Source organism: Salinibacterium sp. AL4.1 (genome assembly GCF_059767305.1).
The window spans coordinates 950,228-970,788 of record NZ_JBSOQK010000001.1; the positions used below are offsets into that span (position 1 = coordinate 950,228).

The window sequence follows — 20,561 nt, forward strand, 5'->3', positions numbered from 1 at the left end:
GTTATGGATGATGCGGGTCGTTCTGGTGAGGCGGTGTGCTGCCTCGCGAAGCGTCGAGGTTAGGCGACGCGGGTATGAATTCGTGACCGTCGACGCCGCCACAGTGCGGGATTTCCGGTAGATACGTAGTCGGCGCCGCAGTCGAGAACGGCATCGATTTCGTCAGGATTGCGGATGAGCCCGCCGACGATGAGGGGCTGTTGGATGCTGGCTCGAAGATCACGGATCACTCGCGGCATCAGCCCGGGCATCACTTCGACCTCGGTGGGGCGGCTGGCGTGCACTTGACGCATCGCATTCTCGACAGCGTGGGTGTCGACAGCGAAGAAGCGTTGCACCGATGCAATGCCGAGTTTTCGAGCGGCAGCAACCGCTGCGCTCTTGGTGGTGATGACTCCGTCGACGCCGACGTGTTCTGCGAGAAACTGCACCGCGGCGCCGTCGCGGCTGATGCCTCCGACAAGTTCGAGGTGCACATGCGCCGTCTTACCCGCATCGTGGATGCGCTCCACCATGCCGGCGAGAGAGTTGATGTCTCCCACCAGCAAGTTGATACGCGCAACGTCGCTCTCGAGAGCATCGCTGAGCATGCCGTGTTCTTGCACAGAGGCGATGAGGGGAAACTCCCCCGTCGCTGTGCCACGCCATCTCAACTCGCTCATGTCGATGTTCACGTTAACCATCGCGGTTAGCGCGACGGTAACGCTCAGGTTAACGACAAACGCTGAGTGTTTATCAGAGTGCCCCTGGAGGGATTCGAACCCCCAACCTGCTCCTTAGGACGGAGTTGCTCTTCCGTTGAGCTACAGAGGCCAGCGGTTCGAGTGTAGTCGAGACCGGTCCGCGGCGGCGGCTGCTCCGGCGGGGCGCATCCCTGCCTGTCTTTGCCGTCGTCGTGGAGATAACAGAGACAGCCAGTTCTCAAGGTCAGCCAGTATCGTCGGCTCATGAGTTCACTGAGCGGATCTTCTATTCTCGTTGTCGGATCATCCGGAGTCTTAGGCTCAGCGATTGCACAACGTTTAGCAGGAGAGGGTGCCCTGCTCACCCTTCATGCACGATCAGCGACATCCGGTAGCCCCACTCCCAGTTCGGAGGCGGTGGTCTACGCCGACCTGCGCGATGCTGGCTCACCTGCCGCCCTTGTCGCCGCCGCCGTTGGCGCCCACGGTCATCTGGACGGCATCGTTAACGCTGCCGGGGTCGTTGCATTCGGCCCCGCGTCCGAGGTAACCGCAGACACGATCGAGACCCTTTTCGCCGTTAATGCCGCCGCCCCGATGCAATTACTCCGCGCTGCGCATCCCTCCCTGCTGGAGTCCGCCACCGCAAAGCGAAATCCCTTCTTCGTCACCATTAGCGGGATCGTCAGCGAAAGCCCCACAGCAAATATGGCAGCATATTCAGCATCAAAAGCTGCGCTCGCGGCTTTTGGGCGCGCAGCCAGTCGGGAATTGCGGCGTGAGGGCGTGAGATTGCTGGATGCCCGGCCCGGCCACACCGAAACCGGACTGGTTACGCGAGCAATCGACGGAACTCCCCCGCGCATGCCGGCAGGAATGGACCCCAACCACGTGGCTCAACGAATCGTGGATGCTATCGTCGCCGACGAAAAGGACCTTCCCAGCACTGCCTTTTAGCCGCTGATGAAAAGTTGCCAGAGAATGGCAGCGTAAATGAGCGTGAAAATTGCGGGCGTGACGTACTTGACGATAAAAGTCCACCACGCAGTACGAATAATCTGCGTGACGACAAGCGAGGGATCGCTGATGCGACGCATATCGAGCGCAATTGCCTGAGCCTCACTTGCCGAAGTGAACTGGGCAACTGAGCCCAAAATTCCGGATGCCAACAAAATTCCCGCCGCCGCGATCTTGGTGGGCAGCGAACCGAATTCATCCCCGCCGAGCGAGAGCGCCACGATTACCACCGTTAGAAGGAAGGTGGGGGCGAACTGGGCCACGATGATGTGCAACCGGGCACTGGACCACGACGCGAGCAACTCTTTTTCATTCACCCCTGCGACTATACCGAATCGCTCCTCGTCACACGCTGGGGCCAAGTCGGCGAAGGTCGGCTGCTGCTACTGCCCGGGTGGGTAGAGGAAGGAATCGACCTCGCTCGGCTGCAGCGTTCGCTGGCCGTACGAGAGAGATACGTAGTTGTATTCCTCAAGCAACACTGAACCGTCAGCATTCACTTGCTTCACATAGGACACGTGGTTGTCCCAGCCGAACCAGGCAACTGACCCCGCTACCGGTACGTCGCTCACCGTCCAGCCGTGTGCCTCCCACGCCGACTTCCACTGGTACGCGTCGCCGCCGTTCGGGGTGAGATCTGCCCACGCCCAGCGGAATGGTGCGGAGAATGAGCCGACGTCGCGGTTGAGGCGCCACGCCACGAAGTCGGTGCACTGGCGGTAGTAGTAGTTCAGCGGAGACAGAGTGGAACCGGCGGTCGGCCACGGGTAGTCGTCACCCAGCGCTTGCGCACCCGATGCGAGGTACAGCGAGTTCGCGGAAGCGATCGCATCCTGCTGGCGAATAATCTCCAAGGCTTCAGGCGATGTGGCCTCGAATTGGTCGCGCTCAAGCGCGGGAAGGTCGAGCTCTGAACTCACCGTTACCGACTGCACGCTCGCGGGCGCGACATCCGCCATCGACGCCGCGGAAACCATGACTCCTTCGTCGGAAACCAGCCCGGTCGCGCTATAGGCCGGCAGGCCAGCGACGGCGAAAAGGCCACCGATGACAGCCATTGAAGCAACAGCACGCAGTGGGCTCTTGCGAACACGCTTGGCCTTAGCCTTCGGAGCTGTGCGAGAGCGCGGCGCCGCACTGCTCGCGGATGCCGTGGGCACGTACAAGACAGGAGCAGGCTCGTGAGCGACAGCCGCCGGCGCAGTCGGAATCTGCGGAACAGCGATCTCTGCTGTCACAACAATCTCGGCCGAAACACTGGTCGTGGCGGCAGCGGCAGCCTCGCGGGCTGCACGCGCTTCGCGACGCGAAAGATAAACCGGAGCTTCGCTCGCGGGTTCGACCGAAGGCGCACCGGAAACATCCGTGCTATCAGAAGAAATACGAGACAATCGGGAACCTTAGGAGAGGCTCATTCGAAGAGAAACTAGGGCAACCTTCGAACGACGGGAATAATCACAACAGCATAACAGTTACGCGGCCGGAGCCAAATACTCTTCCCAATCTGGGAGCGCCCTTTCAATGCCCCTCACAAGCCACGCGCTCGTGTGCGGCGGTCGCGGCTTGATCAGCAGTCGCCATTTCATCTCGGCGGGGGTTCGATTGCTCTTGATGTTGTTGCAGCGAAGGCAGCACGCCACTAGGTTCTCCCACGAGTCCTCGCCCCCGCGCGATCGCGGCATAACGTGGTCGATCGTGTTTGCGGAATCACCGCAATACCCGCAGCGGTGACCGTCGCGACGGAGAACTCCGCGGCGGGAAACCGGCAACCGTCTCGTTGACGGAATGCGCACGTAGTTTCGCAGGATGATGACCGATGGTCTCTCCCACGATCCGGTGGAACCCCAGACGGGATGTTCCGAATCGGCCGCGACAATCGTCGCTTTCTGATTCATTACGAGCACAATCGCTCGCTTGAAAGACACGACCGCGAGCGGCTCGTAGCCGGCGTTCAGGACCAAAGTGCGCATTGTCATCCTCTCGAAAGCGCCTGCACGGCTTGCAGGCAATCGACTTCCCTGAGGCTCAACGAATGGGAGGCATAAAACAAAAAGGCACCGTCGTAAGACGATGCCTAGTGATTCAGCGCGCGAAAACTGCCGCGCACAGTACTGCTGTGTCGTATGTCGAAGTGGGCACGCGCATCCACGGTTTGGATGCTGCACCTACCTAACATGCGATTCTCCGGTTCATTCGTGAACTCCAAGGGCTACAGGCTAACCCAATTTTTTGAGCAGACCGCGCGCGGGCGCGCCGAATCGGATGACGAGACGGTTACGCCTCGGTAAACAGAGAATTCAGAGGACTACGCCGTGGGCTTCTCAACGAAAATGTGCACGGCGACCTCGTTGGGCAGTTCGAGACCTTCGCCGAAACCTTCAACGGTGACGGCCACGTACGAGTCAGCGGCAGCAAAGGTTGCCGTCTTGCCGGGCATAACACCAGCGCTAAAGAGCTGCTGCAACAGTTCGGGTTCGAACTGTACGGGCTCGCCCAGTCGACGGATGAGGCCAACGACGGGAGCCGACGTGTTCGCCACGAGATCAACAATGTTCACCATGCCCGCGCTGAACGAGGGAGCAGCGGTACCGCCCAACTCTTCGAGTCCGGGAATCGGATTGCCGTAGGGCGACTCCGTGGGGTGGTCGAGCATTTCGATGAGCTTGCGCTCAACTTGCTCGCTCATGACGTGCTCCCACCGGCACGCTTCGTCGTGAACGAGCGCCCAGTCGAGGCCAATAACGTCAGCGAGCAGTCGCTCGGCGAGGCGGTGCTTGCGCATCACTTGCGTGGCACGACGGCGACCCTCCTCAGTAAATTCGAGGTGGCGGTCGCCTTCAACGACGACAAGGCCGTCACGTTCCATGCGGCCGATAGTTTGCGAAACGGTCGGCCCAGAGTGGCCGAGACGTTCGGAGATGCGAGCCCGCAGGGGCACGATGTTCTCTTCTTCGAGGTCAAGAATCGTGCGCAGGTACATCTCGGTGGTGTCAACGAGATCGGTCATGAAACAAGACTAGCCCGTACTGGCCAATAGAATCGGACGTATGGCTAGCCTGACGATTCCCAGCGACCTCCTTCCCACCGACGGACGATTCGGATGCGGACCTTCCAAAGTGCGCCCCGAACAGGTCGAACACTTGGTGTCCGCCTCGCGCACCATCCTCGGCACGTCTCACCGTCAGGCACCCGTTCGCGACCTCGTGGGCCGCGTACGTACAGGCCTCGGCGAGCTTTTCCAGATTCCCGAAGGCTACGAAGTTGTCATGGGCAATGGTGGCTCAACGGCGTTCTGGGATGCCGCAGCCTTCGCCCTGATCGAGCGCCGCAGCGCGCACCTTTCCTTTGGAGAGTTCGGCTCCAAGTTCGCGAAAGCGGCCGCAGCACCTCACCTCGAATCGCCTCACGTAGTTTCCGCCCCGGGCGGGTCGTTCGCTGAACTCGATGACATCAACGGCGCCGACGTGTTTGCGTACCCACACAACGAGACTTCCACCGGCGTGATGGCTCCGGTTCGCCGCTTCGCCGACTCGAACGTTCTGACGGTTGTTGACGCGACGAGCGCAGCCGGCGGCATCCAGTTCGATGCCAACCAGGCCGACGTCTACTACTTCGCCCCGCAAAAGAACTTCGCGTCAGACGGTGGCCTCTGGTTCGCCCTCTTCTCCCCCGCAGCCATCGAGCGCGTCGAGCGCATCGCCGCGTCGGGCCGCTACATTCCCGAGTTCCTGTCGCTCAAAAATGCGATCGACAACTCGCGCCTCAACCAGACCCTCAATACTCCCGCGCTCAGCACGCTGCTGCTACTTGAGAACCAGATCGACTGGATCAACGGCAATGGCGGGCTCGCTTGGGCGGATGCTCGCACGCGCGAATCGTCGTCGGTGCTCTACGACTGGGCTGCCGCCAGCGACGTCGCGACACCGTTCGTCTCCAACCCGGAGCACCGCTCGCAGGTTGTTGTCACGGTCGACTTCGACGACGCCATCGACGCCTCCGCGATCGCTAAGACGTTGCGGGCCAACGGAGTTGTCGACACCGACCCGTACCGCAAGCTCGGTCGCAACCAGCTGCGTGTGGCAACCTTCGTTGCGATTGAACCGGATGACGTACGCAAGTTGGTCTCATCGATCGACTACGTGATCGCGAACAGCCACTAATCTGAAACCGTGCGTATCTGGTTGAAAGACTCAGAGCGCCGGCCCGACCCAGAGCCGGTGCACACCGACGACCGCAAGGCGATGCTCGTCGGAATGGCGTTGTGGGTGCTCGGGGTCGCGCTGTTGCTGATCTTTATTGAGCCGCTCAACGAGGCCGGCAACCTCTGGTGGTTGTGGACCGCTGTTGCCGGGTTGGTACTCGGCCTTATCGGCCTGCTCTACACGCACGTGAGGCGCGGAAAGCAGTCTCGCTAGTCGTCTTCGCCTGACTCGTCGAGGTCGTCGACGCTCACACCTTCGTGGTCGCCACCGCGGAAGGCGCCGGTGTCGTAGTCGTCGTCCGATTCGTCGTCGTCGGAGTCGCCGTCGAGGTCGTCATCATCGTCGTCGTCATCTTCGTCTTCATCGATGTCGTCGTCATCTTCGTCATCTTCGTCGTCGTCATCTTCGTCATCGTCGTCGTCGTCATCTTCGTCATCGTCGTCGTCGTCGGATTCATCGTCGGATGCGTCGATGTCCACGCCGTCGAGATCTCCGCCGTGCAGAACGGCAGAGCCGAACGCATCGTCATCCTCATCGTCGTCGTCTTCGTCTTCGAGGTCGTCTCCCTCGTCGCCGTCTGAAGCTTCATCGGCGGCGGCCTTTTCGGCATCCGCTGCTTCAGTGGCTGCCTGGGCAGCCTTGTACTCGGCGAGACGTTCTGACCACGGCACCCAATCGGGCGAAAGCAGTGCGCCTTCGGCAGGCATGAGTTCCGCTTCGAGAACAGTCGGCTCTTCGCCTTCGACGTGGGCGACGCTCACAGTCCAATTCCAGCCCGGGTAGCCCGGCAGGGCCGATGCGAACAGCACCGAAATGATGCCGTCGCTCTCGACCTGCTCACCCACGAGCGCGCCAATCGCTGCGTCGGTGGTGATCTCGAGAAGTGCTCCCCGAGCGAGCTTTTCGTACTGGCTCTTAGGCATCGAGTTCGTCCGCTACCTTTCGCAGCATTGAGGCAATTTTGGCGCCGTGCGCCTTATCGGGGTAGCGACCCCGCTTAAGGCCGGAACCAATGCCGTCCATGAGCTTGACGAGATCTTCAATGATCACGGCCATGTCATCGGCGGGCTTGCGGTTGATCTTTGTCATGCTCGCAGGAGCATCCATGACTCGAACAGAGAGCGCCTGAGCACCCTTCTTTCCGTCAGCGATTCCGAACTCAAGGCGAGTACCCGCCTTGACCCCAGTCGTGCCCGCAGGCAAGGCTGAGGCGTGCAAAAAGACCTCTTGGCCTTCATCACTCATGATGAAGCCAAAACCCTTCTCGTCGTCGTAAAACTTAACCTTGCCGGTAGGCATGGGCATGCTCCTTTGTAATCGTGACTCAAGCTTAGAACGTAAACGGGCGCGTATCCTTGTCTACGTGACAAATCACTCAACTGAACGCGACCTTCGTATCGAGCGTGTGCTCGCCTACCTCGTCGCCTTCTCGATCGCACTCGCCGTGCTTAGCTTCGTTGCCGTAGTCGTAGCTACCGCACTGGGCCAAACCGAATTCGATAACGGTGTCTGGCCCGCTGTGATAACTATGCCTCAATTTGCCTTGCCTTTGGGCGTGGTGTTCATCATCACCCTCGTGGTGCTGAACGGGCGCCGCCGCCAACGTGAGTACAGGAATGGCCACAATTAGCGATGCCGCTCTGCTGCTCGCCGCACAATTGCGCGCACTAGACGACAACCACCTTCTTGAGTTGTTGCGCTCGCGCGTCGTGCGTGCCAACTCTGTCAGCGATTTCTTTGACCTCGCGGATGCCCTGCAGCAGCCCACGTCGGTCGAACGCATCCTGAGCAAGCTCGACCGCCCCACCTTGGCCACGCTCGCCGTTGTTGCTGACACTACGTCTCTCTCCGCCACTGACGTCGCCACTGCCCTTGGACATTTTGGCGCGGATGAGGTTGCCGTTCAGCGACGCTTAGACCGCCTCGTGAGCCTCGCGCTGCTTATTCACCGCGGCGGCCGGTACAGCGCCCCTGACGGCGTCACCGATCATCTGGCGGGCTGGCCTTTCGATGACCTTCCCACTACGGGCGAGCTGCTAGAGACCCCACCGCCATCAACGCTGACCTCGGTTGAACCGTCACAGCGCGACAGCACCGACAGCATCGCGGCAGAGAACGCCTTCGCCACAACCAACGAAGTCACCGAGCTCATCAACCAGCTGCGGTCGAGTCCGGTGCGCGATCTGGCTCGCGGCGGCGTCTCGCTTCCGGATTCCAAGCGCCTGGCCGTAGCGATGTCCGTTCCTCTCGAGAAGATCGCTGGCCTTGTCGACATTGCCGAACGTGCTGGCCTCATCGCCACCAACAATGCGCAATGGATGCCCACCGCCTCCGCCACCGAGTGGATGTCCCTCGGCGCGGCTGAACGCTGGGTGCACCTCGCCGAGGCTTGGCACCAGGGCGTGCCCGACAACATCCGCACAATCCTCGCTGACCGTGTGCAGAGCTTCTGGGGCAGCGGAGTCGAAGACTACGTGCGCTGGCTGTTCCCCGCCGGAGTCGATGCGATGCTCGAGCGACTTCGTCGCTACGCCCGTGACGCCCACCTCTTGGGAGTCACTGCCGAGCAGTTGCCGAGCAGCGCGGGCATCGCGTTGCTCACCCGAACACCCACTGAGGCTGCAGCCGTGATGGCGGAGCTCTTTCCTCGCGAAGTGCACCAGGTGTACGTTCAGCCCGACCTCACCGTGATCTCGCCCGGCCCGCTGGCCCCGCAACTGGATGCCCGGCTGCGAGTGATCGCCGATGTGGAGACGCGCGCTCTGGCATCCACCTATCGCATCTCCCGCTCGAGCCTGCATCACGCAATGACGCTCGGCGAAACGCTCGAGGGCATGCGCAGCTTCTTGGCCGAAATTTCACTAACGGGTGTTCCGCAGCCGGTGGAGTACCTGCTCAGCGAAGCCGCAGCTCGCCACGGCCTGGTGCGCGTTGGCCTGCATGGCGCCAGTGGTAGCTATGTGTCGTCGCCGGACCCTGTCACGCTGCAATCGATCGCTGTTGACCCCAATTTCGGCCCCTTCGGATTGCGCAAAGAAAACGGCCAGCTCGTCTCGCGCTTCGGCGTGGAGCAGCTGTTTTGGGCGCTCAGCGATGCCCGCTATCCCGTGGCGGCCGAAGACGCGGACGGGCAGATTCTGTCGCTGCGCCGCGATCAAGTGAGCACCGCCACGCCCGACGAGGCGCAGGACTCCGCCCCCGAAAAGTTGCTCGCCAAGCTACGCAACGGCCAAGGCGGGGCAATCGGCGACGAAGACCAAGCCTGGCTGTCGCGGCAAATTGAGGTCGCCATCCGCAACAAGCTATTGCTGCGAGTGACCGTCAGAATGCCGGATGACCGCGAGGTCGAATACACGCTCGAACCGTCGAGTGTTGCTGCTGGCCGGATGCGCGGGCTCGACCGTGCGGCCGACATCGAACGCACGCTGCCGCTCAAGAGCATTGTTTCGGTGGAAGCGACCACCGAACGCTAAGCAACCGCGCGTAAGGTTGGTCGGATGAACGCAGCACCCGACGGACCCCTGATCGTGCAGTCTGACCGTACGGTTCTGCTGGAGGTCGCCCACCCTTTGGCGGAAGACGCTCGCCATGACTTGGCGGTGTTCGCTGAGCTCGAGCGTGCCCCCGAGCACATTCACACCTACCGCATCACGCGCCTGGGGCTGTGGAACGCGCGCGCGGCTGGCCACGATGCTCCGGCGATGCTGGAGACGCTCGAAAAGTACTCAAAGTTTCCGATTCCGCAGAGCGTTAGCGTCGATATCGCCGAGACTGTTGGCCGCTATGGTCGCCTCGTCATCGACCGCGATGAGGACGGCGCCCTCACTCTCACCGCTACCGATCCCGCCGTGCTGCGTGAGATTACGCGCGCCAAGAAGGTCGCCAGCCTGTTGTTCGAACGCCGCGGCGATCACACTTTCGTTGTGCAGGCGTGGGCCCGTGGCCAATTGAAGCAAGAGTTGCTCAAACTCGGCTGGCCCGCTGAAGACAACGCCGGTTACACCCCCGGCACGCCCCATGAGATTGCTCTGGATGCCGCGGGCTGGGGCCTGCGCGAGTACCAGCAGCACGCCATCGACAACTTTTTCGAGCACGGTTCTGGCGTTGTCGTTCTGCCCTGTGGTGCCGGAAAGACCCTTGTGGGTCTGGGCGCCATGGCTCAAAGCAAGACCACGACGCTGATCTTGGTCACGAATACGGTGTCGGCTCGCCAGTGGCGCGCCGAAATCCTGAAGCGCACCACCCTCACTGAAGAGGAGGTCGGTGAGTATTCGGGGCAGACCAAGGAGATCCTGCCGGTCACGATTGCGACCTACCAAATCCTTACGGCCAAGAGAAAGGGCGAATACGCTCACCTCGCTTTGTTGGATGCTCTCGACTGGGGTCTTGTCGTGTACGACGAGGTTCACTTGCTGCCCGCTCCCGTGTTCAAGCTCACCGCCGACTTACAAGCACGCCGTCGCCTCGGACTGACCGCCACTCTCGTGCGCGAAGACGGCCGCGAGGGCGACGTGTTCTCCCTCATCGGTCCCAAGCGATTCGATGCGCCGTGGAAAGAGATTGAGGCTCAAGGCTTCATCTCCCCCGCGAGCTGCTACGAAGTTCGCGTCGACCTGCCTGAAAGTGATCGTCTCGAATACGCCGCATCGGCTGACGACGAACGGTTCCGGCTCGCGGCTGCCGCGCCCGCCAAGATCGATGTGGTGCGCGCGCTCGTGAAGAAACACGAGGGCGAACGCATTCTCGTCATCGGGCAGTACCTCGATCAGATCGACACCCTCGCCACTCAGCTGAACGCGCCCCAGCTCACCGGTTCCACGCCGGTTGCTGAGCGTGAACGCCTCTACCAAGAGTTTCGCGAAGGAATCACGAAAGTGTTGGTCGTCTCCAAGGTCGCCAACTTCTCGGTCGACCTGCCCGAGGCGACCGTTGCCATCCAAGTCAGCGGCTCGTTCGGCTCGCGTCAAGAAGAAGCGCAACGCCTCGGTCGCCTGCTGCGTCCCAAGGAGAGCGGTTTGCCCGCCAACTTCTACACGCTCGTCGCTCGCGACACCGTCGATCAAGACTTCGCACAAAACCGTCAGCGGTTCTTGGCCGAGCAGGGCTACAGCTACACGATCCTGGATGCCGCAGACCTGACCGCCTAGCGGCGAGCGAAAGAGCTGCGGCGAGAGCGCGCAGGCGAGAAGCGGGAGGCGTTCGCGCGAGTGGCCGCGGCATTACTCACCCCAGGCCCGCATTTGCCTATCTTTTCGAGCTCACGCATTGAGCTCAGTGCGCTGGTAGCCCTATGCCTCGAGCCGACTACGTCGCTTGATGATCACATCGCGAATGAGGCCAACCGCCGAAACCAGAATGAGCACCGCAAGGCTGAGCGCCATCAACCAGATTGAGCTGAAGCCAACCGTCATGGGCCACATGGGCGTCATTCCATCGCCGTTGAGCCACTGAATGTCATAGCTGCGGGAGAGCGTGCCCAGCAAAGCCATGGCGCCGAAGCCGAGCGCTCCCAGGCCGAATGCACTCAGCGCTCCGAAGAAAATTCGTTTCATCAGTAGTCCCCTGTTCCTGATCTCGGTTCATCCACCCTACGGTTAAAGTTAATAAATACTCAATGAACGAATCGGCAAACAACTCGCCGACACGCCTACGCTTATCAGCCAGCGTTCAGGAAACATGCAGATACTTGGTTCATGGCTGACGGACCCAAGATTCTGATTGTTGACGACGAACCCAACATTCGCGACCTTCTCACCACGAGCCTGCGCTTCGCAGGTTTCGCAGTGCGTGCGGTAGGAAGCGGGGCACAGACCATCTCGGCAGTTCTTGAAGAAGAACCCGACCTGATCATCCTCGACGTGATGTTGCCCGACATGAACGGTTTCGGAGTGACCAAGCGCCTTCGCGCTTCGGGCTACACCTCCCCCATTCTGTTCTTGACGGCTAAGGACGACACCGAAGACAAGATCATGGGTCTCACCGTCGGCGGCGATGACTACGTCACCAAGCCGTTCAGCCTCGACGAGATCGTGGCTCGCATCAAGGCGATTCTGCGCCGCACGATGCAGGATGACGAAGAGACGATCATTCGCGCAGGTGACCTCACCATGGACCAGGACACTCACGAAGTGTCGATCGGCAGCGAACAGATCGAGCTCAGTCCCACCGAGTTCAAACTGCTGCGCTACCTCATGCTCAACCCCAACCGCGTGCTCTCGAAGGCTCAGATCCTCGACCACGTCTGGGAGTACGATTTCAACGGCGACGCCGGCATCGTAGAGAGCTACATCTCCTACCTGCGCCGCAAGCTGGATCAGCACACCGAAGAGCCGATCATTCAGACCAAGCGCGGCTTCGGCTACATGCTTAAGGCCGCTAAGCCGTAACCATCTCTGATGGCCAGCTCGACGCCAACTAGGGTGTCGAGCTGGCCATATTTGTTCCCGATTCCCAGCCACGCAAGGTACCGTTCAGATCATGCAGGAGAACATCCCCGACGCGTGGAGCCGCATCTCGCTTCGCACGAAGGTCACCGGAGTCACGGTGCTCTTGCTGACCATGGGGCTCCTCGTCGCAGGCGTGGGCACCGCTGCTGTGCTGCGGGACTACCTGCTGCAGCAAACTGACGAAAAGATCAGCGCTGCGGCCGACGACCTCGACGGCACCATCCAGTACACCGGCACAACAGAAGATCCTCAGTGCAGCGTTTCTCGCCTGCCTAACGACCTTTACTTTGCCGTTCTCAACCACGACGGCACCATGCGCTGCAACAGTCGTGAAGAGGATGCCGCACGCCCGGTTCTCGACGGCATCACGATTGCGGTCGCCAGCTCGCAAACAAGCGAGTTCACGCTGCCCAGCACCTCCATCGGAGGCCAATGGCGCGTCATTGCTTACCCCGCAATCAGCACGATCGGCCCTGACTTCGTCACGATCGTGATCGCGCGCGACCTCGGCGATTCCAACGCGATCGTGGCCCGTTATGCCGCCATCTTTCTCTTCTTCGGTTTGACCGTGGTCATTGTCGGCGGTGCACTGACCCGGCTTTTGGTCACTTCAACCTTTGCACCGCTGCGCGAAGTGGAAGCCACCGCGGCACGCTTCGCCGAGGGTGACTTCGACCAACGACTTTCTGTGGCAACGCCCAATACCGAGGTGGGGCGCCTGAATCGCTCCCTCAACTCCATGCTGGGCCGAATCGATCGAGCTTTTTCCGATCGCGCCCGCACCATTGACCAGATGCGCCGCTTCGTCGGTGACGCGAGCCATGAACTGCGCACTCCCCTTGTGACCGTGCGCGGGTACGCCGAGCTCTACCGCATGGGCGCGATCACTAAGTCTGATGACGTCGCTCAGGCCATGGAACGCATCGAGAAGGAAGCCATCCGCATGGGTGGTTTGGTTGAAGACCTCCTCGAGCTGGCCCGCATCGACGAAACTAAGCCTCTGCAGCTGACCGAAGTTGATCTTCTGCCCCTCGCTAACGATGCTGCGATGGATGCTCGGGCCTCCACCGGTCGCGTAGTCACGGTCATCAACACGAACCCCCGCATCGATTCGGATGCCGTGGTCAAGCCGCACCTGAACGAGCATGAGGACACCGACACTAAGGTCATCACGCTCCCCGAGAGCTCAGACCCTGCCCCCAGCACACCGTCGCGTGGCGTCGCCGCTCTCGCCACTGGCCCCATCGCCGCTGCCGGAGCTCGCCTCTCACGACTGGCCTCGCGCAAGAAGTCTGCGGCCGTTGCTAAGGCCGCCGCTCGCATCACAGAAGCGATCGCCCCCGTGCCGACAGATCTCAACGCCGTCGTCATGGCCGAAGAAAACAAGATTCGTCAGGTGCTCACCAACCTCGTCACGAACGCACTTCGTTTCACCACCGACACGCCTGTCGAGATCGGCGTGGGCGTCGACCATGAGCGCCAGATGGCTGTGCTCTCGGTCATCGACCACGGCGAGGGCATCCCGGAGCAGATTCGTAGCAAAGTCTTCGAGCGCTTCTGGCGTGCCGACAGCTCACGCAACCGCGATACTGGCGGCAGTGGACTGGGACTCGCTATCGTGTCGGCCATCGTCAGCGCCCACAAGGGCACCGTGCAGGCCCTTGAGACGCCAGGTGGCGGCGCAACCTTCCGGGTTGAACTTCCCCTCCTCCCCAGCGAGCCTGCTGCGGCAGAAGCCACGGAAGCCAAGTAGCAACCGGGCGAGGCTCTCGCCGGAATCTACCGTCGAGTTATGACTCGATACCAAGTAGATAGTGAAGCCGTCCTCAGCGCCACCGGAGCGGTTCAGAACTCCATCAGCCGCATCCAAGCCGAAGTAGCTGGCCTTCATGGGCAGCTCACGAACCTGCAGGGGTCGTGGACGGGCCAAGCGGCCACCGCGTTTTCGACGGTCGTGACCGACTGGAAGGCCACCCAGCAGCGGGTTGAAGAAAACCTCGCTGCCATCAACACGGCGCTGAGCCAGGCCGGGCAGCAGTACGCGGAAATTGAAGCGGCCAACGCCCGCCTCTTCTCCCGCTAAGACCAGAACGTCGTTGCTACCGCACGCTGGGGCAGCTCTCGGCAACGAAACCGGCACCGAAGCTTGACGTAACGCAAGAATGGGCGCCTCCCGAAGGAGACGCCCATTCTGTGTTCAGCTATGCAGCTGTGTGAAGCGGTGAGACTTAGAAGTCCATTCCACCCGACGGGTCACCCATCGGTGCAGGGTTCTTCTCGGGCTTGTCAGCAACAACGGCTTCGGTCGTGAGGAAGAGACCTGCGATCGACGATGCGTTGAGCAGCGCCGAGCGGGTTACCTTAACCGGGTCGTTGATTCCTGCAGCGAGCATGTCGACGTATTCGCCGGTAGCTGCGTTGAGGCCGTGACCAACCGTGAGGTTGCGAACCTTGTCAGCAACAACACCAGGCTCGAGACCGGCGTTGAGCGCGATCTGCTTAAGCGGTGCGTCGATTGCGACACGAACGATGTTCGCTCCGGTTGCTTCGTCACCAACGAGGTCAGCCATTGCCTGGCTGTCGAAAGCGATCTTGCCAGCCTGAATCAGGGCAACGCCACCACCGGCGACGATTCCTTCTTCAACAGCAGCCTTTGCGTTGCGGACTGCGTCCTCAATGCGGTGCTTGCGCTCCTTGAGCTCAACCTCGGTTGCCGCTCCAGCCTTGATGACTGCAACTCCACCGGCGAGCTTCGCGAGGCGCTCCTGGAGCTTCTCGCGGTCGTAGTCGCTGTCGGTGTTGTCGATCTCGGCACGGATCTGCTTGACGCGACCTGCGATCGCCTCTTCTTCACCAGCACCTTCGATGATCGTGGTTTCGTCCTTGGTGATGACGACCTTGCGGGCGCGACCGAGGAGTTCGAGAGTAGCGTTTTCGAGCTTGAGGCCGACCTCTTCAGAGATAACCTGTCCACCGGTGAGGATGGCGATGTCAGCGAGCTGAGCCTTGCGACGGTCTCCGAAGCCAGGAGCCTTGACGGCTACCGACTTGAAGATGCCACGGATCTTGTTCACAACGAGAGTTGCGAGTGCTTCGCCGTCAACGTCTTCGGCAATGATGAGAAGCTGCTTGCCGCTCTGGATTACCTTGTCGACGATGGGGAGAAGATCCTTGATGTTCGAGATCTTGCCGTTGACGATCAGAACGTAAGGGTCTTCGAAGACCGCTTCTTGACGCTCCTGGTCGGTAACGAAGTATGCCGACAGGAAGCCCTTGTCGAAGCGCATACCTTCGGTGAGCTCCAGCTCGGTGCCGAACGTGTTCGACTCCTCAACGGTGACAACACCTTCCTTGCCGACCTTGTCGATAGCTTCGGCGATCAGTGCGCCGATCTCGGGGTCACCAGCAGAGATGGATGCGGTAGCTGCGATCTCTTCCTTGGTTTCGATTTCCTTGGCGCTAGCAACCAGTGCCTCGATGACCGAGTTGGTTGCCTTTTCGATACCGCGCTTGAGGCTGATGGGGTCTGCACCGGCTGCAACGTTGCGAAGACCTTCGCGAACGAGAGCCTGAGCGAGAACAACAGAAGTGGTCGTACCGTCTCCGGCTACGTCATCCGTCTTCTTTGCTACCTCTTTGACGAGTTCTGCACCGATCTTCTCGAACGGGTCGTCGAGTTCGATCTCCTTGGCGATGGACACACCGTCGTTCGTGATGGTGGGGGCGCCCCACTTCTTTTCAAGAACTACGTTGCGGCCACGTGGGCCGAGGGTGACCTTTACGGCGTCGGCGAGAGTGTTCAGGCCGCGCTCGAGGCCGCGACGGGCCTCTTCGTTGAAAGCAATGATCTTTGCCATGTGTGTTTCTCGTCCCTCCCGGACGTCGTACAAGCGAATAAGTTGGCACTCGAACTGTGCGAGTGCCAAGGTCAAAATTAGCACTCGATAGGGGCGAGTGCAAGACAGCCCAGCGCACTCGATAGGGGCGAGTGCACGACAGCCCAGCGCACTCACGGGGGCCACGCTCGCGGCGGTGCGGTGCGGCGTTTCGGGGCGAGCGCTCGGGGCCTCCTCGGCCGCGATCTGCGCGGGAACCGGCGGAATGCCCGCGTTGGATTACGGGGAGCGGGTAGGAGCTTTCAGCGCGGTGCAGAGTTGCCAAATCAGCCCCGGTTTTCACAGCAGGACCGGAGTGGCCTGGTGCGAGCGAGCGTTATTCCGTGGGCTCTTCGGTGGCTTCTGCTGCGGGCGCGAGGTAGTCGGTGCCGATGACGATGGTGATTTCGGCGCCGGGGAAGACATCCGCTTCGACGAGGCGGATTTCTCCGTGACCGAGGGCGATGGCGAGTCCCGCCGCTACGTCTTCGTCTGCTTCGTTGCTGTAGTAGATGTAGGTCTCTTCGATGTCCCGGGCAGAAGCGGGGGCGGCGCTGCCGGTGGGCCAGCCTGCGGCGGTGAGGTCGTCGAAGATGGTGGTTTGGAGTCCGCTTTCGGGGGTTCCATTGAGCACGTCAATGGTGATGCCGCGGGCGGTATCGAGGGTTGACGGATCAGTGAGAGGTTCGACGGTTGCCGTCGGCTCGGGCGTGACGACGGGTTCTTCTGGAGTGGCGAAGAACGGCAGGCCGAGGTCGTCATCGAGGTATTGGCTCAGGGCGAAGAGACCACCGAAGACGAGAACGCCGGTAGCGAGCAGTGCCCAGGCGAAGCCGATCCAGCCACGTCCGCGGCGCTTGGGGCCGCGGTGGGCTCCGATGCGCTCGACGTCGTCGGGAAGTTCGTCGAATCGGTCCTTCGGGTAACTCGCCATTGCTTAGTCTGTCAATTCTTCGTCGTGGAGGCTGGTGGTGGTTCGCACGGTTCGGGTGCGGTTGTCACGAGTGCGGCGCAGTCGCGAGACCAGCATGGGGTCGTAGCGTACGGCTGCAGGGGTGTCGATTACCGCGTTGAGCATTTGATAATAGCGCGCACTGGAGACTCGAAACTGGGAGCTAATGGCCTCTTCTTTCGCGCCGACGTGGCGGGTCCATTCGCGTTCGAAGTCGAGGATGGTCTTGTCGCGTTCGGACAGACCGGTAGCGGGGTGCGATGCGCTTTCGTTTTCTGACACGGCTGAACCTCCCCTGTGCAGGTAAGCCTAGGGCGTGGGCCGGGCGGCTTTGCCGAGCGACTCGGCTTGCGGGCCCATTTTGGGCTGGTCGAGGTTAGGATTGCCTTAGTACCCGTTTTCTCCGATTGGTTTCTATGCGCATCCGACTCCTCACTGCTGTTGTGGTGTTGTCTGGCGTTGCTTTTGGAGCCAGTGGATGCTCGGCATCTTCGATCACGGAGGCTCCAGCGGTCACGGTTACCGCCGATTTGACCTCTCCCCTTGCTTCCTTGTCGGTATTGGGTGATGCGAAGGACTACAGCGGGTTGGTTCAGGCGGCGCTGCCGACATCCGGCATTTCTGCTCCGGAGACCGCTCCCCCACAGTCGTTGCCGGTTACGGTGACCTCGCACGATCTGAGTGGCGATGTTCCCGTGACTGTGTCATCGACGGATCGCGTCATCGCGATGGACATCTCGGGGTCGATTGCAGCAACGATCGCGGGGCTCGGCCTGGTTGACTCACTCGTGGCGCGGGATATTTCGACGACGTTTGATGAGGCATCCGAGTTGCCGGTGATTACATCGAATGCGCACACGCTGAACAGTGAAGCGATTCTGGCTCTGCGGCCCGATCTGGTGCTGACCGATGGCTCGATCGGCCCGATTGATGTGGTCGTGCAGTTGCGTGATGCGGGGATCCCCGTGGTTTTCGTTGAGACCGAGTCATCAGTCGAAGGTGTCGCTGAGCTGGCTCGCCAGACAGCGGCCGCGCTCGGCGCGCCCGCCGCCGGCGAAGAGTTGGGCGCGCAGTTGAGTGCGGAGATCGAGGCGAAGATCGCCGAAATCGCCGAGATTGTTCCTGCCGGCGATCGCTTGCGCATGATGTTCCTCTACTTGCGAGGCACCTCGGGCGTGTACTACCTCTTTGGCCAAGAGTCAGGCTCTGATGTGCTGATCAACGCGCTGGGTGGCGTGGATGTCGCGGCCGAGATTGGCCTCGAAGGAATGCGGCCGATGACCGATGAAGCGATGGTCGCGGCGAACCCCGATCTCATTCTCGTGATGACCGGCGGTCTCGATAGCGTGGGCGGCGTGAGCGGCTTGCTCGAAGCTCGCCCCGCCGTGGCTCTTACCGAAGCCGGCATCAACCAACGCTTTGTCGAGATGGATGACGGCGAAATTTTGAGCTTCGGCCCCCGCACCGTCACGGTGCTGGATGCGCTCGCGCGCGCAATCTACGCACCCACATCGGGTTCGTAGGCGCCGCCTAGCTGTCGCTGCTTTCGGGCTTCGCTGCGTTGTCGGGGCCTGCGTTGTCGGGCTCTGCGTTGTCGGTCGAGTCAGCGTCGTGTGCTGAGTCGTCGAGCGAGTCTGTGTCGTCGTTAGCCTTAGCGCCCTGTGCCCGTGCGGTTCCGCGACGTCGGCTGACGTAGAAGACGACTCCGATACCCCAGACCAGCGCGATGACCGAGGCCATCACAACGAGGTTGCGGGCCAGTACGGGGTCGCGCAGGCGAGGTTCCGGCATGCATTCGGGCGTAGCACTGAAGCTCACCATGATGGGGTCAAACTGGGAATCGGGCGGGTACGTTCCGAATGCTTCCGACCCGGCCTCGGTGAGGGTGACGGGGGCGTCTGCGAGCAGCGCGGTGCCGTCTTCTACCGTGATGCCTGAGACATCAATGGTGGCAAAATCGACGTTCTGGGCATCCACGGGAACACCTTCTTGAGTGGTTCCCGACACGTCAAAGACAAGGGTTGCTGTCATGCTGGCGTCGAAGACGATCTCGAGGCCGCTGAGGGTGGTGTCGAGAATGCCGTCGTGCCCCATGAAGCGAAGCGTTCCGTCGAACGCGATGGTGCCTTCACCCGCGTCGAGCTGGCCGGCGCCTGCCGTCCAACCGAAGTTGGGGGTGTCGTAGGTGGCACCGTCGCTCACCGCCCATTCACCGTTGGCGATTGTGCCGCTGATGTACGACCGAAGCGACTCTTTGACACCCCAGGTGATGGCGGCATTCGACACATCACAGACGACTGAGTCGGCGGCGAGCACGACGTCAGTGGGTGCAGCATTCGCCTGCGCCAGGCTCGCGCCCGCGGCATCCGGAACTGCGGCATTGCTTGTCATCGGAGTGAGCGCTATGGCAACCGCGGTGATGACGAGCGCGGCGGGGCCCAGCAAGCACACATTGAGGCGTCGCATTACTGTGCGGAGCGGTACATCGACTGGTGCATGATGGTGGCCTCTTCGTAGAGCTCACCGAAGGCTTCGAAACCGAACTTGGCGTACAGCGGCACAATGTATTCCTGCGCATGGAGCAACATCGCCTGATCGCTGTAATCGTTGACGATGCGCTTCATGATGATCTGCGCAAGACCTTCTCCGCGGCGATCTTCGCGGACTACTACGCGGCCAATCACGCAGTGGCCATCACGGTATTCGGCGGTTTCGTTGTGCAGAACGCGGATGTAGGCGGCGACTCCGAGGTCGTCGGTAATCCAGTAATGCCGCGTGGTGTCTTCTTGATCGCGGTCGTCGAGTTCAGTCTCATCGACTTTTTGCTCAACAAAAAATACGTCGGTGCGCAGTTTCATGATCGAGTAGAGCTCGGATGTTGTTAATTCGCCCCAAGACTTGGCGATCACGGAATCATTAGGCACATCCCCGAGTTTAATGTACTGAGCAGCGAGAGCTGGCAACTTAAGGAGACCACTATGACGTACAAGGTGACCAAGACCGAAGAGCAGTGGCGCGACGAGCTCGGAATCAAGTACTCGGTGCTGCGCGAAGCCGGAACCGACCGCCCGTGGTCTGGCGCTCTTCTCGACGAGAAGCGCGCGGGCACCTACCGCTGTGGCGCCTGCAGTGCTGAGCTGTTCAAGAGCGACACCAAGTTCGATTCCGGTTCGGGATGGCCCAGCTTCTATGAAGCCATCAACCCGGATGCCGTTGAGCTGCGCGAAGACCGCTCACTCGGCATGGTTCGCACCGAAGTGGTGTGCGCCACCTGTGGTTCGCACCTCGGGCATCTCTTCGATGACGCCCACCAGACGCCGACCGGTGACCGCTTCTGCTTGAACTCTTCGTCGTTGGAGTTCGACGAGCAGGACTAGTTCGACGGC

General features: G+C 61.2%; 24 protein-coding genes and 1 tRNA gene. 11 read left to right on the forward strand and 14 right to left on the reverse strand.

Annotated elements, in window-relative coordinates:
• Positions 1-59: 59 nt before the first annotated feature.
• Both ACWTV3_RS04635 and ACWTV3_RS04640 read right to left on the reverse strand, forming a co-directional pair.
• Complete coding sequence (locus ACWTV3_RS04635; protein ID WP_498477058.1) at positions 60-662, reverse strand: glycerol-3-phosphate responsive antiterminator; 603 nt, start codon at positions 660-662, stop codon at positions 60-62.
• Positions 663-741: 79 nt separating this feature from the next.
• Positions 742-813, reverse strand: a tRNA-Arg gene (locus ACWTV3_RS04640).
• Positions 814-947: 134 nt separating this feature from the next.
• Here ACWTV3_RS04640 and ACWTV3_RS04645 point away from each other — a divergent pair.
• Positions 948-1,640: an SDR family NAD(P)-dependent oxidoreductase gene (locus ACWTV3_RS04645; RefSeq protein WP_498477059.1), complete on the forward strand. Its 693-nt coding sequence runs from the start codon at positions 948-950 to the stop codon at positions 1,638-1,640.
• Here ACWTV3_RS04645 and ACWTV3_RS04650 read toward each other — a convergent pair.
• From ACWTV3_RS04650 to ACWTV3_RS04665, 4 genes are all read right to left on the reverse strand, one after another.
• Positions 1,637-2,017 carry a hypothetical protein gene (locus ACWTV3_RS04650; RefSeq protein ID WP_498477060.1) on the reverse strand — a complete coding sequence of 127 codons (381 nt, stop codon included), beginning with the start codon at positions 2,015-2,017 and terminating at the stop codon, positions 1,637-1,639. The genes ACWTV3_RS04645 and ACWTV3_RS04650 overlap by 4 nt on opposite strands.
• A gap of 66 nt (positions 2,018-2,083) precedes the next feature.
• Positions 2,084-3,091: a CHAP domain-containing protein gene (locus tag ACWTV3_RS04655; protein WP_498477061.1), complete on the reverse strand. Its 1,008-nt coding sequence runs from the start codon at positions 3,089-3,091 to the stop codon at positions 2,084-2,086.
• An 81-nt stretch (positions 3,092-3,172) separates the two neighbouring features.
• Entirely contained in the window at positions 3,173-3,670 is a 498-nt protein-coding gene (locus tag ACWTV3_RS04660) for an HNH endonuclease (RefSeq protein WP_498477062.1), read from the reverse strand.
• 335 nt (positions 3,671-4,005) lie between these two features.
• Complete coding sequence (locus ACWTV3_RS04665) at positions 4,006-4,707, reverse strand: iron-dependent transcriptional repressor DtxR (protein ID WP_100388393.1); 702 nt, start codon at positions 4,705-4,707, stop codon at positions 4,006-4,008.
• A 40-nt stretch (positions 4,708-4,747) separates the two neighbouring features.
• Here ACWTV3_RS04665 and serC point away from each other — a divergent pair, with 40 nt between their 5' ends.
• A complete protein-coding gene (gene serC, locus ACWTV3_RS04670) occupies positions 4,748-5,860 on the forward strand; it encodes a phosphoserine transaminase (protein WP_498477063.1) in 1,113 nt (370 codons plus the stop codon).
• A 9-nt stretch (positions 5,861-5,869) separates the two neighbouring features.
• Positions 5,870-6,115 carry a DUF2530 domain-containing protein gene (locus tag ACWTV3_RS04675; protein WP_498477064.1) on the forward strand — a complete coding sequence of 82 codons (246 nt, stop codon included), beginning with the start codon at positions 5,870-5,872 and terminating at the stop codon, positions 6,113-6,115.
• Here ACWTV3_RS04675 and ACWTV3_RS04680 read toward each other — a convergent pair.
• Together ACWTV3_RS04680 and ACWTV3_RS04685 are read right to left on the reverse strand one after the other, a co-directional pair.
• Positions 6,112-6,825: a DUF3027 domain-containing protein gene (locus tag ACWTV3_RS04680; protein ID WP_498477065.1), complete on the reverse strand. Its 714-nt coding sequence runs from the start codon at positions 6,823-6,825 to the stop codon at positions 6,112-6,114. The genes ACWTV3_RS04675 and ACWTV3_RS04680 overlap by 4 nt on opposite strands.
• Complete coding sequence (locus ACWTV3_RS04685; RefSeq protein WP_100388389.1) at positions 6,818-7,201, reverse strand: cold-shock protein; 384 nt, start codon at positions 7,199-7,201, stop codon at positions 6,818-6,820. Before ACWTV3_RS04685 ends, ACWTV3_RS04680 begins: the two co-directional genes overlap by 8 nt.
• Before the next feature lie 64 nt (positions 7,202-7,265).
• Here ACWTV3_RS04685 and ACWTV3_RS04690 point away from each other — a divergent pair, with 64 nt between their 5' ends.
• Genes ACWTV3_RS04690 through ACWTV3_RS04700 form a run of 3 tightly spaced genes read left to right on the forward strand, consistent with a single transcriptional unit; the run spans position 7,266 to position 11,049 of the window.
• Positions 7,266-7,532, forward strand: a complete 267-nt coding sequence (locus ACWTV3_RS04690) for a hypothetical protein (protein ID WP_229820318.1) — start codon at positions 7,266-7,268, stop codon at positions 7,530-7,532.
• The gene (locus tag ACWTV3_RS04695) at positions 7,519-9,375 is read left to right on the forward strand and encodes a helicase-associated domain-containing protein (RefSeq protein ID WP_498477066.1); all 1,857 of its coding nucleotides are present in this window, start codon (positions 7,519-7,521) and stop codon (positions 9,373-9,375) included. Before ACWTV3_RS04690 ends, ACWTV3_RS04695 begins: the two co-directional genes overlap by 14 nt.
• 24 nt (positions 9,376-9,399) lie before the next feature.
• Positions 9,400-11,049: a DNA repair helicase XPB gene (locus tag ACWTV3_RS04700; RefSeq protein WP_498477067.1), complete on the forward strand. Its 1,650-nt coding sequence runs from the start codon at positions 9,400-9,402 to the stop codon at positions 11,047-11,049.
• A gap of 141 nt (positions 11,050-11,190) precedes the next feature.
• Here ACWTV3_RS04700 and ACWTV3_RS04705 read toward each other — a convergent pair whose 3' ends face one another.
• Positions 11,191-11,454 carry a hypothetical protein gene (locus tag ACWTV3_RS04705; protein WP_498477068.1) on the reverse strand — a complete coding sequence of 88 codons (264 nt, stop codon included), beginning with the start codon at positions 11,452-11,454 and terminating at the stop codon, positions 11,191-11,193.
• A gap of 141 nt (positions 11,455-11,595) precedes the next feature.
• On the opposite strand from ACWTV3_RS04705, the gene ACWTV3_RS04710 reads away from it, so the two are divergent.
• The 3 genes from ACWTV3_RS04710 to ACWTV3_RS04720 all read left to right on the forward strand — a co-directional run bounded on the left by ACWTV3_RS04710 (position 11,596) and on the right by ACWTV3_RS04720 (position 14,431).
• A complete protein-coding gene (locus tag ACWTV3_RS04710) occupies positions 11,596-12,288 on the forward strand; it encodes a response regulator transcription factor (protein ID WP_100388384.1) in 693 nt (230 codons plus the stop codon).
• Positions 12,289-12,379: 91 nt separating this feature from the next.
• Positions 12,380-14,101: a sensor histidine kinase gene (locus ACWTV3_RS04715; protein ID WP_498477069.1), complete on the forward strand. Its 1,722-nt coding sequence runs from the start codon at positions 12,380-12,382 to the stop codon at positions 14,099-14,101.
• 39 nt (positions 14,102-14,140) lie between these two features.
• Positions 14,141-14,431, forward strand: coding sequence for a WXG100 family type VII secretion target (locus tag ACWTV3_RS04720; RefSeq protein ID WP_100388382.1), 291 nt, complete (start codon positions 14,141-14,143; stop codon positions 14,429-14,431).
• Positions 14,432-14,576: 145 nt separating this feature from the next.
• On the opposite strand, the gene groL is transcribed toward ACWTV3_RS04720, so the two are convergent.
• From groL to ACWTV3_RS04735, 3 genes are all read right to left on the reverse strand, one after another.
• Entirely contained in the window at positions 14,577-16,205 is a 1,629-nt protein-coding gene (gene groL / locus ACWTV3_RS04725; protein WP_100388381.1) for a chaperonin GroEL, read from the reverse strand.
• A gap of 355 nt (positions 16,206-16,560) precedes the next feature.
• Positions 16,561-17,157 carry a LytR C-terminal domain-containing protein gene (locus tag ACWTV3_RS04730; RefSeq protein ID WP_498477070.1) on the reverse strand — a complete coding sequence of 199 codons (597 nt, stop codon included), beginning with the start codon at positions 17,155-17,157 and terminating at the stop codon, positions 16,561-16,563.
• 3 nt (positions 17,158-17,160) lie between these two features.
• On the reverse strand, positions 17,161-17,457 hold the full coding sequence (locus tag ACWTV3_RS04735) for a DUF3263 domain-containing protein (protein WP_100388379.1): 297 nt from the start codon (positions 17,455-17,457) through the stop codon (positions 17,161-17,163).
• Between the two features lie 134 nt (positions 17,458-17,591).
• Here ACWTV3_RS04735 and ACWTV3_RS04740 point away from each other — a divergent pair, with 134 nt between their 5' ends.
• Positions 17,592-18,698, forward strand: a complete 1,107-nt coding sequence (locus ACWTV3_RS04740; protein WP_498477071.1) for a heme/hemin ABC transporter substrate-binding protein — start codon at positions 17,592-17,594, stop codon at positions 18,696-18,698.
• Positions 18,699-18,705: 7 nt separating this feature from the next.
• Here the strand turns inward: ACWTV3_RS04740 and ACWTV3_RS04745 are convergent, their stop codons facing one another.
• Both ACWTV3_RS04745 and ACWTV3_RS04750 read right to left on the reverse strand, forming a co-directional pair.
• A complete protein-coding gene (locus tag ACWTV3_RS04745) occupies positions 18,706-19,641 on the reverse strand; it encodes an HtaA domain-containing protein (protein ID WP_498477072.1) in 936 nt (311 codons plus the stop codon).
• On the reverse strand, positions 19,641-20,099 hold the full coding sequence (locus ACWTV3_RS04750; protein WP_498477073.1) for a GNAT family N-acetyltransferase: 459 nt from the start codon (positions 20,097-20,099) through the stop codon (positions 19,641-19,643). Before ACWTV3_RS04750 ends, ACWTV3_RS04745 begins: the two co-directional genes overlap by 1 nt.
• A gap of 54 nt (positions 20,100-20,153) precedes the next feature.
• On the opposite strand from ACWTV3_RS04750, the gene msrB reads away from it, so the two are divergent.
• Positions 20,154-20,552, forward strand: a complete 399-nt coding sequence (gene msrB, locus ACWTV3_RS04755; RefSeq protein WP_129072043.1) for a peptide-methionine (R)-S-oxide reductase MsrB — start codon at positions 20,154-20,156, stop codon at positions 20,550-20,552.
• Positions 20,553-20,561 lie beyond the last annotated feature (9 nt).

Excerpts from the sequence above, each read along its gene's own strand:
- ACWTV3_RS04660 (WP_498477062.1), bottom strand. The coding sequence starts at position 3,670 with ATGCGCACTTTGGTCCTGAACGCCGGCTACGAGCCGCTCGCGGTCGTG.
- groL (WP_100388381.1), bottom strand. The coding sequence starts at position 16,205 with ATGGCAAAGATCATTGCTTTCAACGAAGAGGCCCGTCGCGGCCTCGAG.
- ACWTV3_RS04720 (WP_100388382.1), top strand. The coding sequence starts at position 14,141 with ATGACTCGATACCAAGTAGATAGTGAAGCCGTCCTCAGCGCCACCGGA.
- msrB (WP_129072043.1), top strand. The coding sequence starts at position 20,154 with ATGACGTACAAGGTGACCAAGACCGAAGAGCAGTGGCGCGACGAGCTC.
- ACWTV3_RS04715 (WP_498477069.1), top strand. The coding sequence starts at position 12,380 with ATGCAGGAGAACATCCCCGACGCGTGGAGCCGCATCTCGCTTCGCACG.
- ACWTV3_RS04680 (WP_498477065.1), bottom strand. The coding sequence starts at position 6,825 with ATGCCTAAGAGCCAGTACGAAAAGCTCGCTCGGGGAGCACTTCTCGAG.
- ACWTV3_RS04745 (WP_498477072.1), bottom strand. The coding sequence starts at position 19,641 with ATGCGACGCCTCAATGTGTGCTTGCTGGGCCCCGCCGCGCTCGTCATC.
- ACWTV3_RS04710 (WP_100388384.1), top strand. The coding sequence starts at position 11,596 with ATGGCTGACGGACCCAAGATTCTGATTGTTGACGACGAACCCAACATT.
- ACWTV3_RS04685 (WP_100388389.1), bottom strand. The coding sequence starts at position 7,201 with ATGCCTACCGGCAAGGTTAAGTTTTACGACGACGAGAAGGGTTTTGGC.
- ACWTV3_RS04665 (WP_100388393.1), bottom strand. The coding sequence starts at position 4,707 with ATGACCGATCTCGTTGACACCACCGAGATGTACCTGCGCACGATTCTT.
- ACWTV3_RS04700 (WP_498477067.1), top strand. The coding sequence starts at position 9,400 with ATGAACGCAGCACCCGACGGACCCCTGATCGTGCAGTCTGACCGTACG.
- ACWTV3_RS04740 (WP_498477071.1), top strand. The coding sequence starts at position 17,592 with ATGCGCATCCGACTCCTCACTGCTGTTGTGGTGTTGTCTGGCGTTGCT.
- ACWTV3_RS04730 (WP_498477070.1), bottom strand. The coding sequence starts at position 17,157 with ATGGCGAGTTACCCGAAGGACCGATTCGACGAACTTCCCGACGACGTC.
- ACWTV3_RS04645 (WP_498477059.1), top strand. The coding sequence starts at position 948 with ATGAGTTCACTGAGCGGATCTTCTATTCTCGTTGTCGGATCATCCGGA.
- ACWTV3_RS04695 (WP_498477066.1), top strand. The coding sequence starts at position 7,519 with ATGGCCACAATTAGCGATGCCGCTCTGCTGCTCGCCGCACAATTGCGC.
- serC (WP_498477063.1), top strand. The coding sequence starts at position 4,748 with ATGGCTAGCCTGACGATTCCCAGCGACCTCCTTCCCACCGACGGACGA.
- ACWTV3_RS04635 (WP_498477058.1), bottom strand. The coding sequence starts at position 662 with ATGAGCGAGTTGAGATGGCGTGGCACAGCGACGGGGGAGTTTCCCCTC.
- ACWTV3_RS04705 (WP_498477068.1), bottom strand. The coding sequence starts at position 11,454 with ATGAAACGAATTTTCTTCGGAGCGCTGAGTGCATTCGGCCTGGGAGCG.